This window comes from Vibrio harveyi, from assembly GCF_030060435.1.
Taxonomy (GTDB): domain Bacteria; phylum Pseudomonadota; class Gammaproteobacteria; order Enterobacterales; family Vibrionaceae; genus Vibrio; species Vibrio harveyi.
The window spans coordinates 166,727-186,444 of the sequence record NZ_CP125875.1 but is presented as its reverse complement, the minus strand read 5'-3'; the positions used below and the strand labels follow the sequence as shown (position 1 = coordinate 186,444).

Sequence of the window (19,718 nt, the reverse complement as noted above, 5' to 3'; positions counted from 1 at the left end):
TGCTAATTATTGCTTAAACAGAAGTACAACTGCTTCCGTTGCAATGCCTTCTTTGCGTCCAGTAAAACCAAGACGTTCTGTCGTCGTTGCTTTTACGTTAATGTTGCTAATGTCGGTTTCAAGGTCTTCGGCAATAGCAGCACACATTGCGTCAATGTGCGGTGCCATCTTCGGCGCTTGTGCCATGATAGTGACATCGGCATTACCAAGACGGTAGCCTTGCTCTTTGACTCGGCGATAAACGTCTTTCAGTAGTTCACGACTGTCTGCACCTTTCCATTTTTCGTCCGTATCAGGGAAGTGACGACCAATATCGCCTGCAGCAATAGCGCCAAGCAGGGCATCCGTTAACGCATGCAGCGCTACATCACCGTCAGAGTGTGCAATCAAACCTTGTTCGTAAGGGATCGCTACACCACCAATGATTACCGGACCTTCACCACCGAATTTATGTACGTCGAAACCATGACCAATTCGAATCATTTTCTATCCTTTCTTTATTCGCCGCGCTCACGGCTTAGATAAAACTCGGCTAACGCAAGATCTTCTGGCTGAGTAATTTTTATATTATTCGCATTCCCTTGAACAAGTGCCGGCTTTTCACCTAACCATTCCAAAGCCGAGGCTTCATCAGTGATGGTTGCACCTTGTTCTAATGCGTCAGTCAGTGCTTGAGTAAGCTGCTGAGTTTTAAACATTTGTGGAGTTAATGCATGCCACAATGCTTCTCTATCTACCGTATGATCAATATCTTGTGCTGCGTTTGCTCGCTTCATTGTGTCTCTCACTGGAGATGCGAGGATGCCACCAGTTGGGTGTGCGCTACAAACGTCGATCAAATGGTCAATATCGGATGTTAATACACACGGTCTTGCAGCGTCGTGGACTAATACCCACTCGCTTTCCAGATGTGTACTTACATAGTTTAGCCCTGATAACACAGAGTCTGCCCTTTCTTTACCACCAGCCACGCGAATCACATCAGGGTGCTGAGCAATGGAGAGTTCAGGGTAGTATGGGTCGCCGTCGGTAATAGCCACGACAACCTTAGAAATTTTTGGGTGAGAAAGCAGTTTCTCTACGGTATGTTCCAGTACCGCTTTGCCGTCAATCAACAGGTATTGTTTTGGGCGATCTGCCTTCATGCGACTGCCAACACCTGCGGCTGGCACAATAGCAATATGGGTTGGAGTGTTAGTATCCAACATATTAATGCTCTTCCTCATCGACAATTCGGTAGAAGGTTTCGCCATCTTTAACCAAACCAAGTTCATGACGTGCACGTTCTTCGATTGCATCAAGACCTTGTCGTAAGTCATCAATCTCAGCGAACATCTCGTTATTACGAGCTTGCAGCTTGCTGTTTACTTGCTGCTGCACTTCAATTTCATCTTCTACTGTGTAGTAGTCAGACACCCCGTTTTTGCCAAACCAGAGGGTATATTGAAGCCAGCCAAACAGTAACGTAAGGGCTATAACAAAGATTCGCATATCGTTGCTAACATTCTGTACCGGAAGGGATTAGATAAGGTGACATATATAGCATAAATGCGTGGTTGGCTCTAGGGTAGAAAAAGAGACTCACACGCTCCTTACAGGAAAAAAGCAGCAAAATGAAACAAAGAGATTCCCTACTCTCTCCTTCGTCGTTCTAGGGAATGACAAATCAACGTAAGCGAAAGACATCCAAAAGCAAAGCCTGTTCTCATGTATCCAAGTGAAGTGCTCTCGAAGAGCCAAGTCCGCTCCTACCTTTCGAAGAGAAGCGCTCCCGAAGGGCGAAGCCCGTTCCTGCCTCTCGAAGCATAGCGTTCTCATATGTTAGATACAAATACGCCCCGCAAGTGCGAGGTGTTTTTAAAAGCTTTAAGTTAAGCCGTTAACTCAGTTAAGAATTAAGCCTGGCCTTTAACTTCTTTGAGACCGCTTCCTTGAAACATGGAGGAGCGCGCTCACTTAGAGCTTCCGTCATATAAAAAAACGCCCCGCAAGTGCGAGGCGTTTTCAAAAGCTTTAAGTTAAGCCGTTAACTCAGTTAAGAATTAAGCCTGGCCTTTAACTTCTTTGAGACCGCTTCCTTGAAACATGGAGGAGCGCGCTCACTTAGAGCTTCCGTCATATAAAAAAACGCCCCGCAAGTGCGAGGCGTTTTCAAAAGCTTTAAGTTAAGCTGTTAATTCAGTTAAGAATTAAGCTTGACCTTTAACTTCTTTGAGGCCGCTTCCTTGAAACATGGAGGAGCGTGCTCACTTAGAGCTTCCGTCATATAAAAAAACGCCCCGCAAGTGCGAGGCGTTTTCAAAAGCTTTAGGTTAAGCTGTTAATTCAGTTAAGAATTAAGCTTGACCTTTAACTTCTTTAAGACCGTTGAAAGGAGCGCGCTCACCTAGAGCTTCCTCGATACGGATTAGTTGGTTGTACTTAGCAACACGGTCAGAACGGCTCATAGAACCAGTTTTGATTTGACCTGCAGCTGTACCTACCGCTAGGTCAGCGATAGTTGCATCTTCAGTTTCGCCAGAACGGTGAGAGATTACTGCTGTGTAACCTGCGTCTTTAGCCATCTTGATTGCAGCTAGAGTCTCAGTTAGAGAACCGATTTGGTTGAACTTGATAAGGATAGAGTTAGCTACGCCTTTCTCGATACCTTCAGCAAGGATCTTAGTGTTAGTAACGAATAGGTCGTCACCTACTAGTTGAAGCTTGTCACCTAGTAGTTCTGTTTGGTGCTTGAAGCCAGCCCAATCAGACTCGTCTAGACCGTCTTCGATAGAAACGATTGGGAATTGGTTAGCTAGCTCAGCTAGGTAGTGGTTGAACTCTTCAGAAGTGAAAGTTTTACCTTCGCCTTTCATGTTGTAGATGCCAGCTTCTTTGTCGAAGAACTCAGATGCTGCACAGTCCATAGCTAGAGTAACGTCTTTACCTAGTTCGTAACCAGCAGCTGCAACAGCTTCTGCGATAACTTCTAGAGCTTCAGCGTTAGACTTAAGGTTTGGAGCGAAACCACCTTCGTCACCAACTGCAGTGCTGTAGCCTTTAGACTTAAGAACTTTAGCTAGGTTGTGGAATACTTCAGCACCGATACGTAGACCTTCTTTAAGAGTCTTAGCACCAACTGGTTGGATCATGAACTCTTGGATGTCAACGTTGTTGTCTGCGTGCTCACCACCGTTGATGATGTTCATCATTGGTAGAGGCATAGAGAACTGACCAGCTGTACCGTTTAGCTCAGCGATGTGCTCGTATAGAGGCATGCCTTTAGCCGCTGCAGCAGCTTTAGCGTTTGCTAGAGAAACAGCTAGGATAGCGTTCGCACCGAACTTAGATTTGTTTTCAGTGCCGTCTAGTTCGATCATTACTGCGTCGATTGCAGCTTGGTCTTTAGCGTCTTTGCCAACTAGAGCTTCAGCGATTGCGCCGTTTACAGCTTCAACAGCTTTAAGAACACCTTTACCTAGGAAACGTGCTTTGTCACCGTCACGTAGCTCAAGAGCTTCGCGAGAACCAGTAGATGCGCCAGATGGAGCTGCCGCCATACCTACGAAACCGCCTTCTAGGTGTACTTCAGCTTCTACAGTTGGGTTACCACGTGAGTCGATGATTTCACGACCTAGAACTTTAACGATCTTAGACATTAATGTTTCCTCTCGTTCAAATATAAATGTCAATTTTAAAGGGCAGCAGCACAACCTTCGCCGCCGCCCGTATCCTTTTACTTCTCGAATTCGCCGCGAGCGTTTTGACCAGCAGCTTTAACGAAACCTGCGAATAGTGGGTGACCATCGCGAGGAGTCGAGGTGAATTCTGGGTGGAATTGAGCCGCTACAAACCATGGGTGAGCTGGGTTCTCAATCATTTCCACTAGTTTCTTGTCCGCTGATAGACCAGATACTTTCAGACCTGCTTTTTCGATTTGCGGACGAAGAACGTTGTTTACTTCGTAACGGTGACGGTGACGTTCGTGAACTGTCGCGCTACCGTATAGTTCACGAGCTTTCGTCCCTTTCTCTAGGTGACATAGCTGTGAACCAAGACGCATCGTACCACCTAGGTCAGACGTTTCAGTACGTTCTTCAACTTTACCTTCGCCGTCTACCCATTCAGTGATCAAACCTACCACAGGGTACTTAGTGTCTTTGTTAAATTCTGTTGAATGTGCACCTTCCATACCCGCTACGTTGCGCGCGTATTCGATCAGTGCTACTTGCATGCCTAGACAGATACCTAGGTAAGGTACTTTGTTTTCACGAGCGTATTGTGCTGCGCGAATCTTACCTTCGATACCACGGTCACCGAAGCCACCAGGTACTAGGATTGCATCTAGACCTTCAAGTACTTCTACGCCTTTCGTCTCAACATCTTGAGAGTCTACGTATTTAATTGTGACGTTTAGACGGTTTTTCAAGCCTGCGTGTTTAAGTGCTTCGTTTACTGACTTGTAAGCATCTGGTAGTTCGATGTATTTACCGACCATACCGATAGTTACTTCGCCAGTTGGGTTCGCTTCTTCATAGATAACCTGTTCCCATTCAGACAGGTCAGCTTCTGGCGCGTTGATACCAAAGCGAGCACAAACTAGGTCATCTAGACCTTGAGACTTAACAAGTTGAGGGATCTTGTAGATTGAATCTACGTCCTTCATTGAGATTACCGCTTTCTCAGGAACGTTACAGAATAGCGCAATTTTCTTACGCTCGTTCGCTGGGATCATACGATCAGAGCGGCAAACAAGAATATCTGGTTGGATACCGATAGATAGCAGCTCTTTAACAGAGTGCTGAGTTGGCTTAGTTTTCACTTCACCAGCAGCGGCTAGGTAAGGAACTAGCGTTAGGTGCATGAACATTGCGCGCTCACGACCTAGTTCTACAGCAAGCTGACGGATAGCTTCCATAAATGGTAGTGATTCGATATCACCTACCGTACCACCGACTTCAACGATAGCAACATCATGACCTTCAGAACCTGCGATTACGCGGTCTTTGATAGCGTTAGTGATGTGAGGGATAACCTGAATGGTTGCACCTAGGTAATCGCCGCGACGTTCTTTACGTAGTACGTCTGCATAAACACGACCAGCAGTGAAGTTGTTACGCTTAGTCATCTTGGTGCGGATGAAACGCTCGTAGTGACCAAGGTCAAGGTCAGTCTCTGCGCCATCTTCCGTAACGAACACTTCACCGTGTTGAGTTGGGCTCATTGTGCCTGGATCAACGTTGATGTAAGGGTCAAGCTTCATCATAGTCACTTTAAGACCACGAGCTTCTAGAATAGCTGCAAGAGATGCTGCTGCAATACCTTTACCTAGAGAGGATACAACCCCGCCAGTAACAAAAATGTAATTTGTCGTCATGTTTAACCTGAAATTGGTTGAATGAGGGAAATGGAGTGCTTCTGGACGGGACGTAAATATACCAGAAGCTCCTAACCGCCACAACGTGAAATCTATCACACCGTAATTTTTTATTTTTTGCTTCAAATCAAAGTCGAGTATTCATGCAATTTCAGCTTCGCTCTTCTCGTTTCACTTCATCCCACATGGAATCGAGTTCATCTAGAGTAAAGTCTGCCAGCTGTTTACCGTGCGCTGCAACTTTAGTTTCCACGCCTTTAAAGCGTTTCGAGAACTTTAAGTTGGCTTTTGCCAGTGCCACTTCAGGGTCTTTCCCTAGGTGACGAGATAGGTTCACGGTAGCAAATAAAAGATCGCCTAATTCGAGTTCAACTTTCTCCTCATCCGGAGTAATTTGAAGCACTTCTTCCATTACCTCTTCAATTTCTTCCTGCACTTTTCCGACAACGGGACCAAGCGAGTCCCAATCAAAGCCGAATTTTGCGCACTTTTTCTGGATCTTTGTAGCACGCGAAAGCGCAGGTAGAGAGTTTGGTATTGAGTCTAGGATACTTTCTTCAGCTTTGCCTAATTGTGCTTTCTCTTTGGCTTTTTCCGCTTCCCAGTTGGCGTTAATCGCTTCTTCAGAATCGAATTCTACTTCTGAAAAAACATGCGGGTGACGACGCGTCAGCTTCTCGTTAACGGTTTCCACCACATCAGAAAACTCGAACAATCCCTGCTCTTTCGCCATTTGGCTGTAGAAAATCACTTGGAACAATAAGTCCCCCAACTCTTCTTGCAAGTTCGACCAATCGCGGTTTTGAATCGCATCCACCACTTCGTAGGTTTCTTCAATAGTGTGAGGAACAATGGTGTCGAAGGTCTGCTTTAAGTCCCAAGGGCAACCGCTTTCTGGGTCACGCAACTTCGCCATGATTTGTTCTAACTGTTCAATTGGATGACTCATTTTCTGTTCCTTTAAACCTTTCTATCTAAAGAAAAAGGTGAGCAGCCAAAACCACTCACCTTCTAGATTATTTTATTTTCTCAGCGGCTTTCACTAAGTAATTGTTACTTTGACAAGGCAACAAGTTTTCGCGACTCCTGAGCATAGCTCGCCTATGTGATGGAGCAAGAAAACGCAGTTAACGCAGTAAAAGTGACAAGTACGACGTGAAAGTTAGCCTAAGCGTTTCACCGACATTACATCCTTGATCTGCTCAACACGTTTCGAAACGCGTGAGAACACCTCAAGGTTGGTCACTTCAAGGTCAAAGTCCATGATCGACATTTGCGTGCGGTAATCGACGCGACTCTTCATGCTGGTGACTTTGATTTTCTCGTTCGCAAATAGCGTTGTGATGTCTTTTAGTAGACCACCACGCTCCATCGCTTCAACACGAACCGTCAAGATGTAAGAGCCGACAAAGCCGCTCCCCCAGACGGTATCAATGATACGTTCTGGTGCGTGATGACGAAGTTCTTCTAGTTGCTCACAGTCACTACGGTGCACCGAAATACCACGACCTTGAGTGATGTAACCTGAGATCTCATCACCTGGGATCGGCTGACAACAGCGCGCTAGGTGTGTCATTAGGTTATCGACACCTTCTACCACAACAGCATCTTTCTTCGGACGGCTTTGCGCTGGCGCGCGATTTTCTGCTTCTTGCAGTTTTTCTAGCGCTTGCTGGTCTTCCTCTTCCGCGGTTGGTTTGTTTACCAACGCGTTGATGTGGTTGATGATCTGGTTGATGCGCAAGTCACCACTACCAATACCAACATACAACTCATCGGCGCTGTTGACGTTAAAGCGTTTCAGCGCGTACTGGTCTGCGTCTTTCAATGTCGCGCCAATTTTCGCCAATTCGTGCTCTAGGATTTCACGACCCGCTTCTAGGTTCTTCTCACGACTTTGTTTGCGGAACCATGCGTTGATTTTCGCACGTGCTCGGCTCGACGTCACAAAGCCCAGAGTCGGGTTCAACCAGTCACGTGAAGGGTTTGGTTCTTTCTGGGTGATGATTTCAACCTGATCACCCATTTGCAGTTTATGGGTGAACGGTACAATACGACCCGCAACTTTAGCGCCGATACAACGGTGACCCACTTCGGAGTGAATGTGGTAAGCGAAATCGAGCGGTGTTGCGCCCATTGGTAGGTCGACAACATCGCCACGTGGGGTAAAGGCATACACGCGGTCATCAAATACCTGACTACGTAGCTCGTCCAACATCTCGCCAGAGTCAGACATCTCTTCTTGCCAATCGAGTAGCTTACGTAGCCATGTGATCTTCTCATCGTAACCGCTGCGGCTGCTTGCACCTTCTTTGTATTTCCAGTGCGCAGCAACACCTAGCTCAGAATCTTCGTGCATCTCTTTAGTACGAATCTGGATCTCAATGGTCTTGCCTTCAGGTCCAAGAATCACGGTATGGATAGACTGGTAGCCGTTTGGTTTCGGGTTCGCTACGTAATCGTCGAACTCGCTTGGTAGGTGTTTGTATTTGGTGTGAACCACACCTAGAGCGGCATAACAGTCTTGAAGTTTGTCAGCGATGATACGTACTGCTCGTACGTCAAATAATTCATCAAACGCCAGACTCTTCTTCTGCATTTTGCGCCAGATACTGTAGATGTGCTTTGGACGACCACTGACTTCTGCGTTGATGCCGCATACGGTCATTTCTTGGGTAAGGTCGTCGACAAAGTCTTTGATGTATTGTTCACGGACAATACGACGCTCAGCCAATTGCTTCGCGATTTGCTTGTAGGTTTCTGGTTGTTGGTAGCGGAAGGCGTAATCTTCGATTTCCCACTTCAACTGACCAATACCAAGGCGGTTTGCCAGAGGCGCATAGATGTTTGCACACTCTTTTGCCGCAGCACGACGAACTTCGTCCGGCGCTTTTTTTACTTCAATCAGGTTGCAGATACGTTCCGCCAGCTTGATGACCACGCAGCGGAAATCATCCACCATTGCCAACAGCATGCGACGAACGTTATCTACTTGAGACGAGGCAGCACCACCATCCATTGTTACATTTAGTTGACCAATTGCCGCCATTTCGTCGACACCATCGATCAGCTTAATGATTTCTTTGCTGTATTTTTCCTCAAGGAGCTCTCTATCAAAAGCACCACTTGAGACCAAAGGGAACAGTTGCGCCGCGACAAGTGTCGCTTTGTCCATCGACAAGGTGATCAAGATTTCGATCATCTCTCGTCCACGCCACAACAAAAGCTCCGCCTGTTCGTTATCCGCCAACACAGATTGGCAGTCACGATACACTTCGGTTAAGCGTTTCGCTGTGTTCTTCTCTTGACCTAGGCTAGCCACCCAGTTTTCAAGTTCAAACTGTTCATCTTGGTTTAAATGCGCGCTTCTTACCGCAACCATCTCATCATCCTAATTATTATATTTGTGTGGTTTGACTAACACCATCCAGGTTAGTTCTTTCGCCAAGCTTTAAGCGTTGGCTTATTGACCACCCACCACGTGTAAGTGATCAACAAAGTCCCAATTATCAGGACTTTTCAAACAGTGCCATCGATTCTAGATGGCTGGTATGAGGGAACATGTCCAGCATACCTAATTTGGTCAATTGGTAGCCTTGCTCCAGCAAGCTCTGGCTATCCCTTGCAAGGGTAGCAGGATTACACGAAACATAAACTACACGCTGTGCGCCAAGCGCAGAAACTTGATCGATGATCCCACTCGCGCCCGCACGTGCCGGATCAAGCAGCACTTTGTCGAATTGTTCAGCCGCCCAAACTTGCCCTTCAAAATCCTGCTCAAGGTTAGCGTGATAAAATTGCGCGTTATTGATTTGGTTCAAAGATGCATTATTTGCCGCCTTTTCCACCATTTCTGCCACGCCTTCTACGCCAACCACGTGTTTTGCACGTTTCGCAATAGGCAAACTGAAGTTACCCAGGCCACAGAACAAATCTAACACTCGTTCATCACTTTGTGGGTCTAACCACTCTACTGCCTGAGCGACCATTTTCTGGTTTACCGCTTGGTTCACTTGAATAAAGTTATTTGGCGTAAATGGCACGGTGACACCCACTTCTTGATAGAAAGGCACTTCACCTTCAATCAAATCAAGCTGATCCGTTTCTGGCATCAAGTAGAGCGATGCATGGTGACGCTTCGCTAATTCCACCAAGGTGTTGGTTTCTTTTTCAGTCAATTTGCTCAGATGACGCAATGTTACGCATGGACCATTGTCGCCTAGCACCAACTCTACGTGACCAAGTTGCTCTGGCTTCTTAAACGCTTTTAACGTCGAGTAGATTTCTGGCAATAGCACATTCAACTCAGGCGCGAGCACTGGGCAGTCTGTCACTTGCGCGATTTGCTTACTCTGTTTCTTACGGAAACCAAAGTGCAACTGACGAGTCTTTTTATCTACGAACAAGCTCACACGAGCACGGCGACGGTAGCCAAGAGACTCACCCAATACAGGCGCATCCAACTCGATATCACTGCCGGCAAATTTTCTCATCAACTGGCGAAGCGTTTGCTGCTTGTGCGTCAATTGTTGGTCATAGTTCAAATGCTGTAGGTCACAGCCACCGCATTCATGGTAGTGCGGACAAAATGGCTCCACGCGAGCGTCACTCGGTTTAAGGATTTTAATCAACTTACCGCGAGCGAATTTGCTCTTTTCTTCCACCAATTGGGTTACCACCTCCTCACCCGGTAGCGCACCATCAATAAACAATGGTTTCTTCTTAAGGTAAGCAATGCCTGCGCCGTGGTGATCCAAACGCTCTACTTGTACCGCTTGGTGACGGGTATTCAGTTGCGTTTTCTTTTTAGGTTGAAAGATACGTGCCATGCTCTGTGCCTGATTTGTGTCTAATTGCTCTACTGCTTCACTATTCTTGATTGCAGCCGTTGTGTGATTCGAGTGACTTGATTATGCTTACCATTTATCCGGTGACGTCACTTCTTTGCTCAAGGCTTTATCGTGCGCTTGAGAAATAATGCGTTATTTTCCCATATCCAGACTCCGATGTAATTAGATAACATGACCAGATATGGCTTAAGAGCACGTGTAATTACACTAACTCTCGCTCCCACTCTCATTATTGGTTTATTACTGAGCGGCTTTTTCTCATTTAACCGCTACCAAGACCTCGAGAAACAAGTTATCACCACAGGCAATAGCATTATCGAACCGCTTGCGATTGCCAGTGAAACTCACCTACTTTCCGAAAGTCGCGAAGCCGTTCGTCGCCTTATCAGTTACGCCCACCGCAAGAACTCAAAACTGGTTCGTAGTATCGCGGTGTTCGATGAAAATCATGAGCTTTTCGTCACTTCTAACTTCCACCCCAATTTTGAAGCTCTGATGTTCCCGAAGGATAAGCCTATCCCTCAATTAGGCAATTCGGAAATCTTCGATAACTCGCTTATTCTGCGCGTGCCGATTCTATCTGAAGGTCACTATCTTTCGGAGCTCTCAAATGAGAATCAGGGCACAAAAGCCATCGGCTACATCGCAGTGGAAATGGATCTTTCGTCACTTCGATTGCAGCAATACCAAGAAGTGTTCTCTGCGTTCTTGGTGTTGATCCTCGGTCTTGGTCTCGCGAGTGTGTTCGCCTCTCGTCTAATGCATGACGTAACCCAACCGATCACTCACATGAAGAACGTTGTTGACCGCATTCGTCGTGGTCACCTTGATGTACGTATCGAAGGTAAAATGCACGGTGAGTTGGACCAGTTGAAAAACGGTATCAACGCCATGGCGGTCTCGCTGTCGGAATACCACGTTGAGATGCAGCACAGTATAGACCAAGCGACATCAGACTTGCGTGAGACTCTGGAACAGCTAGAGATTCAGAACGTGGAGTTGGACATCGCGAAGAAGCGTGCCCAAGAAGCAGCACGTGTGAAATCCGAATTCTTGGCGAACATGTCTCACGAACTTCGTACTCCGCTGAATGGTGTGATTGGCTTTACCCGCCAGATGCTGAAAACACAGCTATCGAACAGCCAAACGGATTACTTGCAGACCATTGAGAAGTCCGCAAACAACCTACTGAACATCATCAACGACATCCTCGACTTCTCGAAACTGGAAGCCGGTAAGTTGGCGCTGGAAAACATTCCATTTGAATTCCGTGAAAGCTTAGAAGAAGTAATCAACCTACAAGCCACCAGCGCGCACGAGAAAGGTTTGGAAATCACCTTGAAAGTGGATCCGAAGATCCCGCAAGGCTTGGTGGGTGACCCGCTTCGTATCCAACAAATCCTTACTAACTTGGTTGGTAACTCCATCAAATTTACTGAGCGCGGTAATATCGACATCAGCGTTGAGATGCGTTCACAATCCGGTGATTCGGTCGAACTGCAATTCATGGTGCGCGATACTGGTATTGGTATCTCAGAACGTCAGCAAGCGCAGTTGTTCCAAGCGTTTAGCCAAGCGGATGCAAGTATTTCACGTCGCTATGGTGGTACCGGTCTGGGTCTGGTTATCACTCAGAAACTAGTAAGCCAGATGGGCGGCGAAATCAGTCTAACCAGTCGCCTACACCAAGGTTCAACCTTCTGGTTTACGGTTCGCTTGCACTCAACTGAAATGCCAATGAGCGATCTGATTGAAGTCGAACTACTAACTGGTAAGCAATTGCTGTTGGTTGAACCAAACATGCAAGCGGCGTCAGTGACACAGCAGATCCTGAGCCAAGAAGGCATTCTGGTGACCTACCGCTCTTCACTGCCAGAGAACGACGAGAACTACGATTACGTCTTGTTGAACTTGGCTGCCAACCAAACCTACGATGATCAATCGGTAGCGGCTTGGATTGAACAAGCCAAACGCATGGCGCCGAGTGTGATCATGGGTACGCCGAGTACCGAACTGGCACTGGCAGATCAAGTGATGAACGATCATCAGATCCAATGTCTGACCAAGCCATTATCACGTCGCAAGCTTCTACAAAGCCTAATAACGGATCACGTCGAAACGCCTCAAGCGGTGATTGCACCAATTGAGCCAGTGGTGAATGAACGCTTACCACTGACGGTGCTTGCCGTCGACGATAACCCAGCTAACTTGAAACTGATCTCTGCGCTATTGAAAGAGCGTGTAGAAACGGTAACGGCATGTAGCAATGGTCAGCAAGCGGTGAATCTCGCGACTGAGAAGAAATACGACCTGATCTTCATGGACATTCAAATGCCATTGATGGACGGCGTGACGGCTTGTCAGCACATTAAAGAGCTAGAGCTTAACAAAGATACCCCAGTAATTGCGGTGACCGCGCATGCCATGGCAGGCGAGCGTGACCGACTATTAGCAGCGGGGATGGATGACTACCTAACCAAACCAATCGAAGAGCATGTACTGCAACAGGTTTTGGTCCACTGGAACCCAAATACCTGTACTGAGAGTGTCGATAAAATTGCGCCATCCTATGTCGAACCAGTTGTGGAAACTGCGCCATCAGCGCCAGAAAAGCCACAGCAAGATGTCATCATCGACTGGCAAGCGGCATTGAAACAAAGTGCCAACAAAGAAGATTTAGCCAAAGACATGCTGCGCATGCTGATTGATTTTATTCCTGAGGTGGAAGAAGTGGTCGATCAAGCATTAGAACAAGAAGACTTCTCGCGTGATGATCTTATCCATGTGGTACATAAACTTCACGGCAGCAGCTCTTACTGTGGCGTGCCGAGATTAAAGTCTCTGTGTGCAACCTTGGAACAAGCACTGCGCTCGGGCGCTGACATCGAAGACATCGAACCGGAAATGTTCGAACTGCAAGATGAAATGATTAAAGTCACCACGACGGCGAAACTCTATCTTGAACAGTAGAAAATAACGAAATAAATCAGAGACATAAAAAAGCCAGAGCATCGACTCTGGCTTTTTCGTATTCGGTTATTAATCCGTAATCAGGCTAAGTTAGGATTCAAAAATCACCGTCGCGACCGCGTAATGACGTTCATCCGAAATCGACAGATGAACATGATTGACGCCCATCGACTCGGCGATTTGCTTCGCCACACCGGATAAGGTCAATATCGGTTTACCGAACTCATCATTCGAAACTGTAAAATCATGGAAGGTCACGCCTTTTGCGATGCCTGTACCTAGCGCTTTTGAGGCAGCCTCTTTTACTGCGAAACGCTTCGCAAGGTAGCGCCCTTTTTGCTTCAGTTCAGCAAACTTTATCATTTCATCTTGCGACAAAATGCGCTTTGCGAAGGGCTCCCCCGTTCGACCGAGCGCTTTTTCAATGCGCTCAATCTCTGCGATGTCAGTGCCTAATCCTAAAATTGCCATGATTAAATCTGATTACTTACGAGCCGCAACCATGATGGCTTTCATTTCTGCCACAGATTTTTCTAGACCATCGAAAACCGCACGACCAATGATCGAGTGACCGATGTTCAGCTCGTAGATTTCTGGCAGTGCCGCGATTGGTGCAACGTTGTGGTAAGTCAGACCGTGACCTGCGTTTACGATGATACCTAGGTCATCAGCGTAGCTCGCGCCAGCTGCGATCTTCTTCAGCTCATCTTGCTGATCTTCTTCTGTTGTCGCGTCTGCGTAGTGACCAGTGTGAAGCTCAATGTAAGGTGCGCCACAAGCTTTTGCCGCATCGATCTGTTGACGGTCAGCATCAATAAATAGAGATACTTTGATGCCCGCTTCGGTCAGTTTTTGCGTTGCCGCTTTCACTTTCTCAAGTTGACCTACAACATCCAGACCACCTTCTGTTGTCAACTCTTCACGTTTTTCAGGAACCAGACAAACGAACTCAGGCTTAGTTTGTAGCGCAATCTCAACCATCTCGTCCGTTACTGCCATTTCAAGGTTCATACGAGTTTGAATGGTTTCACGTAAGATGCGAACGTCACGATCTAGAATGTGGCGACGGTCTTCACGTAGGTGGATGGTAATACCGTCAGCACCGGCACGCTCTGCGATCTCAGCAGCATGAACTGGATCTGGGTATTTAGTACCACGTGCATTACGTAGAGTGGCAATATGGTCGATATTAACGCCTAAGTAGATTGAGCTCATTTTCCGTTACTCCGTGCTCGATATGTCTGAATGAATAATTCGCGACTTTTTAAAGGTTTGCCGCCAAGATACGGCTTTAATGCCATACGTGTAAAGCGTTTCGCCGCTTTTAATTGCTCTTTAGTGACGAACCGCCGTTCACTAATCGCAATCAATTCATTACCTAAAAATGTCAGGTTATCGCGCCTCACTGAGGCGATGAATCCCTTTTGCTCACGATAGCGGTAAGTCATCTCAGGATCGACTGGCTCCCCCGTCCCGGCGCAGTGTAAGAAATCGACGCCATAACCCATTGAAGACAGCAGGGCCAATTCAAAACGACGCAACCCCGGTTCAGGGTTATCACTCTGAGCCAATTCCGTTAGTGCATGCAGATAATCATGAAACAGCGCAGGCATCGGCACTTCCGCCATTAACACGCGCCCGACTAATTCATTTACGTACATTGCGGAGTAAAGGTTTATCCCGAACAACGGCAAACCCAAACTGATTGGCTCAGCCTGACGTAAGGTTTTCATAGAGCCTTTGCCAGACCATTTCAGCAATAGTGGCGTGAAGGGCTGTAATGCCCCTTTAAGATTAGAGCGTTTGCTGCGCGCACCTTTCGCCATCAACGTGATACGACCATACTCCTCGCTGAATACATCAAGGATTAAGCTCGATTCACTGTAAGGGCGTCGGTGCAATACAAAGCAGCGCTGGAAGCCTTCTGAAGACTGGTTGCTCATTTCAATGTGTGTGCCTAAGTCGGTAATAAAAAATAAGGAGCCAAGCGGCTCCTTATTTTAATCGATATTATATTTTAGTCGATGTTGGAACGAAGTGTCTTCGTTCCCAAACTTACAGGTCGTCGATGTAACCTAGTGAGCGCAGAGCACGTTCGTCATCTGCCCAACCAGATTTCACTTTTACCCAAGTCTCTAGGTAAACCTTACGACCGAATAGCTCTTCCATATCTAGACGCGCTTCACGACCAATTGTCTTGATCTTCTCGCCGCCTTTACCAATAACCATTTTCTTCTGACCATTACGTTCAACAAGAATTAGGGCGTTGATATGGAAACCGTCGGTTTCTGGGTTGTAGTCGAAGCGCTCAATCTCTACTGTTACTGAGTATGGCAGCTCATCACCCGTGAAGCGCATTAACTTCTCACGTACGATTTCTGATGCCATGAAACGCTGAGAGCGGTCCGTCACGTATTCTTCTGGGAAGTGGTGCGTTGCTTTCGGTAGGTGATCGCGTACGTGCTTGCGCAGTACTTCAATGTTCTTACCGTGTTTTGCAGAGATTGGCACAACGTCAACGAAATCCATCTTCTTCGACATGTCCATCATGTGCAGCATCACTTCATTACGATCTTGCACGTTGTCTACTTTGTTCACACAAAGTACAACAGGGAAGTTCGACTTCTGAAGCTTAGTCAGCACCATCTCGTCGTCGTTCGTCCAGTGCGTACCATCCACCAAGAAGAACACTAGGTTCACATCACTTAGAGATGAGTTTGCCGCACGGTTCATCAAACGGTTAATCGCGCGCTTCTCTTCAATGTGAAGCCCTGGTGTATCTACGTAGATCGCTTGGTAATCGCCGTCTGTGTCCACACCCATGATGCGGTGACGCGTCGTCTGCGGTTTACGAGACGTGATTGAAATCTTCTGACCCAAGATTTTGTTCAGAAGTGTCGATTTACCTACGTTTGGACGACCAACAATCGCAATGAAGCCACAGTGTTGGTTTTCTGGTGAACTTACTTCACCGTGTGATGCGAAAAACGCATCGATATCGAATTCGTTATCAGCCATTCGTTAATTGCTCAAGTGCCGTTTCTGCAGCCGCTTGTTCTGCCTTGCGGCGGCTGGTGCCTTTACCGATTACAGGCTTATCCACACCTGCTACGTCACACTCAACCGTGAACTCTTGGTTGTGCGCTTCACCTTTAATATTAGTCACTGTGTAGACAGGCAGCGGTTTTCTTCTGCCTTGCAGGAACTCTTGTAGGCGAGTTTTTGGATCTTTTTGTGATACGCCAGGCTTGATCGCCTCAAGACGCGAGTTGTACCAGCTCAGTACAATGCCGCGAACTTGTTCAATATCACTATCAAGGTAAATCGCACCAATAATGGCTTCTACCGCATCGGCTAGAATAGAGTCTCGGCGGAAACCGCCACTCTTCAATTCACCTGGACCTAATTTTAAATAATCTCCTAGATCGAATTCACGACCCAGTTCCGCCAATGTGTGCCCACGAACCAAGGTCGCGCGCATACGGCTCATGTCACCTTCGTTCACTTTCGGGAAACGATGGTACAGATCATCAGCGATGACAAAACTTAAAATTGAATCGCCCAGAAACTCAAGACGTTCATTATGCTTGCTGTTGGCGCTGCGGTGAGTCAGCGCCAAGTTGATAAGCCCAGCATCCTTAAATTGGTAGCCGAGCTTTCTCTCTAGTTTCTCAATTGGAGAATTCATACTCTCTCGATATGTAATGGTTAGTGAATGCCACCGACGCGGTTAAAACGCACACCAGTTGGAATCCATGAAGGTAGAACACTATCTGCGCCACGATCAAACTCGAAGCTGATCCAGATCGCAACAGCTTTACCGACTAAGTTTGCTTCTGGAACAAAGCCCCAGTAACGGCTGTCAGCACTGTTGTCACGGTTATCACCCATAACGAAGTACTGACCTTGTGGTACAACCCACTCGTTAACACCTGGACGTGGTTGGTAGTTCTGCACGCGGTCACGAGTTAATGGGTTCACCAAAATTTGGTGCTCAACTTCACCCAGTTTTTCATTCATCTGAATCAGAGGAATACCGTTTTGGATGAATTGACTTTCTTCAACATTGTTCAGCTTAACTGGCTTACAAGATGACTCACCTTTCGATTGAATACATACCTGCTTATCCGCAGAGTAACGAACGGTATCACCAGGCAAACCTACCACACGTTTAATGTAGTCAACGTTTGGCTGTGGTGGGTACTTGAATACCACGATGTCGCCACGCTCAGGCTTGCCAGTTTCCACTAGCTGCGTGCGCCATACCGGATCTTTCAATCCGTACGCGTATTTCTCCACCAAAATGAAGTCACCTACTAGTAGGGTTGGCATCATTGAGCCTGAAGGGATTTGGAACGGTTCATAGATAAAAGAACGTAATACCAATACGAATGCAATCACTGGGAAGATAGAAACGCTGTTCTCTACCCACCACGGTTGGCTTTCTACTTTTTGTAGCGTCACCGCATCCAGACCATTGGTTGTTTGCGCTTGGATCTCCGCTACTTTCGCTTGACGTTTTTTCGCAAACACCAGCTTTTCTAGTAGCCAAACTACGCCAGTTACCAAAGTCACGATAACTAGAATCAGTGAGAATGTATTCGCCATTAAATTCCCTTATCTAAAAATACGAAAGTGAAAGAGCCGAAACCCTTTCACTTATTTTACTATCTAACGTCTTATGACAGACAAGAGCACGAGATAGTTCAACTCTAGTCTTTACCAACGTGAAGAATTGCTAGGAACGCTTCTTGAGGCAGCTCTACGTTACCGATCTGCTTCATACGTTTCTTACCTTCTTTCTGTTTCTTCAGAAGTTTCTTCTTACGGCTCACGTCACCACCGTAACATTTCGCGATTACGTTCTTACGTAGCTGTTTCACTGTAGAACGTGCGATGATGTGGTTACCAATAGCCGCTTGGATCGCGATGTCGAACATCTGACGAGGAATGAACTCTTTCATTTTCTCAACAAGCTGACGACCACGAGTCTGAGACTGATCTTTATGCGTAATCAGCGCTAGCGCATCCACTTTGTCGCCGTTCAGTAGTACGTCTACACGTACCATGTTCGATGCTTCAAAGCGTTGGAAGTTGTAATCCAGAGACGCGTAGCCACGTGATGTCGACTTCAAACGGTCGAAGAAGTCCAGTACCACTTCTGCCATTGGGATGTCGTAAGTGATCGCAACTTGGTTACCGTGGTAAACCATGTCCACCTGAACGCCACGCTTCTCAACACATAGTGTGATTACGTTACCTAGGTAGTCCGCTGGCACTAGGATGTTACAGCGCGCGATAGGCTCACGGATCTCTTCGATGTCGTTAACCGCTGGCAGTTTTGCAGGGCTATCAACGTATAGAGTCTCACCGTTAGTTTGCTCTACTTCGTAAACTACCGTTGGTGCCGTTGTAATCAGGTCGAGGTCGTATTCACGCTCTAGACGCTCTTGGATGATTTCCATGTGCAGCATGCCTAGGAAACCACAACGGAAACCAAAGCCTAGTGCTGCTGAGTTTTCTGGCTCGTAGAATAGCGATGCATCGTTTAGGCTAAGTTTACCTAGTGCGTCACGGAAGTTTTCGTAATCATCAGAAGATACTGGGAACAGACCCGCGTATACCTGAGGTTTTACTTTCTTAAAGCCTGGAAGTGGCTTCTCGCTGCCGTTTTTCGCTAGCGTCAGCGTATCACCTACTGGTGCGCCTAGGATGTCTTTGATACCACAAACTACCCAGCCTACTTCGCCAGTACGCAGAACATCAGTGTCCACTTGCTTAGGCGTGAAGATACCTAGACGATCCACACCCCAAGTTTGACCTGTGCTCATTACTTTGATCTTGTCGTTTTTCTTCAGTGAACCGTTTTTAATACGAACCAAAGAAACAACGCCAAGGTAGTTATCGAACCATGAGTCGATGATCAGCGCTTGAAGTGGCGCCTCTGGATCACCTTCTGGTGCTGGAATTGCTGATACGATGTTTTCTAGAACGTCGTCAACACCTAGACCTGTCTTCGCAGAACAGCGGGTTGCTTCCATTGCATCGATACCAACGATCTCTTCAATTTCTTCCGCTACACGCTCGGGATCGGCAGCTGGTAGGTCAATCTTGTTCAGGATTGGCACAACCTCTAGATCCATTTCGATTGCGGTGTAACAGTTAGCTAGGGTTTGAGCCTCTACACCCTGACCTGCGTCAACCACCAGTAGCGCGCCTTCACAAGCAGCTAGAGAACGTGATACTTCGTACGCAAAGTCAACGTGTCCCGGAGTATCGATGAAGTTCAACTGGTACGTTTCGCCGTCTTTAGCGGTGTAGTTCAGCGTCACACTCTGAGATTTGATGGTGATACCACGCTCACGTTCAAGATCCATAGAATCCAGAACCTGTGCGGCCATTTCACGATCGCTTAATCCACCACAAACTTGGATTAGACGGTCAGATAGGGTCGACTTACCATGGTCGATGTGGGCGATAATCGAAAAGTTACGAATGTGCTTCATAGATTTAGGGTGACTAACTCTTTACAAATAGGGACA

General features: G+C 46.9%; 16 protein-coding genes. 1 reads left to right on the top strand and 15 read right to left on the bottom strand.

The window, feature by feature from the left end; genetic code table 11:
- Positions 1-6: 6 nt before the first annotated feature.
- From ispF to rlmD, 8 genes are all read right to left on the bottom strand, one after another.
- Positions 7-483, bottom strand: a complete 477-nt coding sequence (gene ispF / locus QMY49_RS00925) for a 2-C-methyl-D-erythritol 2,4-cyclodiphosphate synthase (protein ID WP_009698769.1) — start codon at positions 481-483, stop codon at positions 7-9.
- A 14-nt stretch (positions 484-497) separates the two neighbouring features.
- Complete coding sequence (gene ispD / locus QMY49_RS00920) at positions 498-1,208, bottom strand: 2-C-methyl-D-erythritol 4-phosphate cytidylyltransferase (protein ID WP_038899663.1); 711 nt, start codon at positions 1,206-1,208, stop codon at positions 498-500.
- A 1-nt stretch (position 1,209) separates the two neighbouring features.
- On the bottom strand, positions 1,210-1,491 hold the full coding sequence (ftsB, locus tag QMY49_RS00915) for a cell division protein FtsB (RefSeq protein ID WP_005452106.1): 282 nt from the start codon (positions 1,489-1,491) through the stop codon (positions 1,210-1,212).
- 845 nt (positions 1,492-2,336) lie between these two features.
- Complete coding sequence (eno, locus tag QMY49_RS00910; protein WP_005425372.1) at positions 2,337-3,638, bottom strand: phosphopyruvate hydratase; 1,302 nt, start codon at positions 3,636-3,638, stop codon at positions 2,337-2,339.
- 77 nt (positions 3,639-3,715) lie between these two features.
- Complete coding sequence (gene pyrG, locus QMY49_RS00905) at positions 3,716-5,356, bottom strand: CTP synthase (RefSeq protein WP_005449808.1); 1,641 nt, start codon at positions 5,354-5,356, stop codon at positions 3,716-3,718.
- A gap of 151 nt (positions 5,357-5,507) precedes the next feature.
- Complete coding sequence (gene mazG, locus QMY49_RS00900) at positions 5,508-6,305, bottom strand: nucleoside triphosphate pyrophosphohydrolase (RefSeq protein WP_009698772.1); 798 nt, start codon at positions 6,303-6,305, stop codon at positions 5,508-5,510.
- A gap of 213 nt (positions 6,306-6,518) precedes the next feature.
- Positions 6,519-8,738, bottom strand: coding sequence for a GTP diphosphokinase (gene relA, locus QMY49_RS00895; RefSeq protein ID WP_005426513.1), 2,220 nt, complete (start codon positions 8,736-8,738; stop codon positions 6,519-6,521).
- Between the two features lie 127 nt (positions 8,739-8,865).
- Entirely contained in the window at positions 8,866-10,185 is a 1,320-nt protein-coding gene (gene rlmD / locus QMY49_RS00890) for a 23S rRNA (uracil(1939)-C(5))-methyltransferase RlmD (protein ID WP_283312451.1), read from the bottom strand.
- Between the two features lie 192 nt (positions 10,186-10,377).
- Here rlmD and barA point away from each other — a divergent pair, with 192 nt between their 5' ends.
- Positions 10,378-13,176, top strand: a complete 2,799-nt coding sequence (gene barA, locus QMY49_RS00885; protein ID WP_017189116.1) for a two-component sensor histidine kinase BarA — start codon at positions 10,378-10,380, stop codon at positions 13,174-13,176.
- A gap of 90 nt (positions 13,177-13,266) precedes the next feature.
- Here barA and acpS read toward each other — a convergent pair whose 3' ends face one another.
- From acpS to lepA, 7 genes are all read right to left on the bottom strand, one after another.
- Positions 13,267-13,647 (bottom strand): holo-ACP synthase, encoded by a 381-nt coding sequence (gene acpS / locus QMY49_RS00880; RefSeq protein WP_005426509.1) that lies wholly within the window; start codon positions 13,645-13,647, stop codon positions 13,267-13,269.
- A gap of 12 nt (positions 13,648-13,659) precedes the next feature.
- Positions 13,660-14,391 carry a pyridoxine 5'-phosphate synthase gene (pdxJ, locus tag QMY49_RS00875; protein WP_005426507.1) on the bottom strand — a complete coding sequence of 244 codons (732 nt, stop codon included), beginning with the start codon at positions 14,389-14,391 and terminating at the stop codon, positions 13,660-13,662.
- Positions 14,388-15,119, bottom strand: a complete 732-nt coding sequence (gene recO / locus QMY49_RS00870; RefSeq protein WP_005426504.1) for a DNA repair protein RecO — start codon at positions 15,117-15,119, stop codon at positions 14,388-14,390. Before recO ends, pdxJ begins: the two co-directional genes overlap by 4 nt.
- Before the next feature lie 112 nt (positions 15,120-15,231).
- Positions 15,232-16,194 carry a GTPase Era gene (era, locus tag QMY49_RS00865; protein ID WP_005531651.1) on the bottom strand — a complete coding sequence of 321 codons (963 nt, stop codon included), beginning with the start codon at positions 16,192-16,194 and terminating at the stop codon, positions 15,232-15,234.
- Complete coding sequence (rnc, locus tag QMY49_RS00860; protein ID WP_005449793.1) at positions 16,187-16,864, bottom strand: ribonuclease III; 678 nt, start codon at positions 16,862-16,864, stop codon at positions 16,187-16,189. Before rnc ends, era begins: the two co-directional genes overlap by 8 nt.
- A gap of 20 nt (positions 16,865-16,884) precedes the next feature.
- Positions 16,885-17,784, bottom strand: a complete 900-nt coding sequence (gene lepB, locus QMY49_RS00855; protein WP_005449792.1) for a signal peptidase I — start codon at positions 17,782-17,784, stop codon at positions 16,885-16,887.
- Between the two features lie 104 nt (positions 17,785-17,888).
- Positions 17,889-19,682, bottom strand: coding sequence for a translation elongation factor 4 (gene lepA / locus QMY49_RS00850; protein ID WP_017189112.1), 1,794 nt, complete (start codon positions 19,680-19,682; stop codon positions 17,889-17,891).
- Positions 19,683-19,718: the final 36 nt, after the last annotated feature.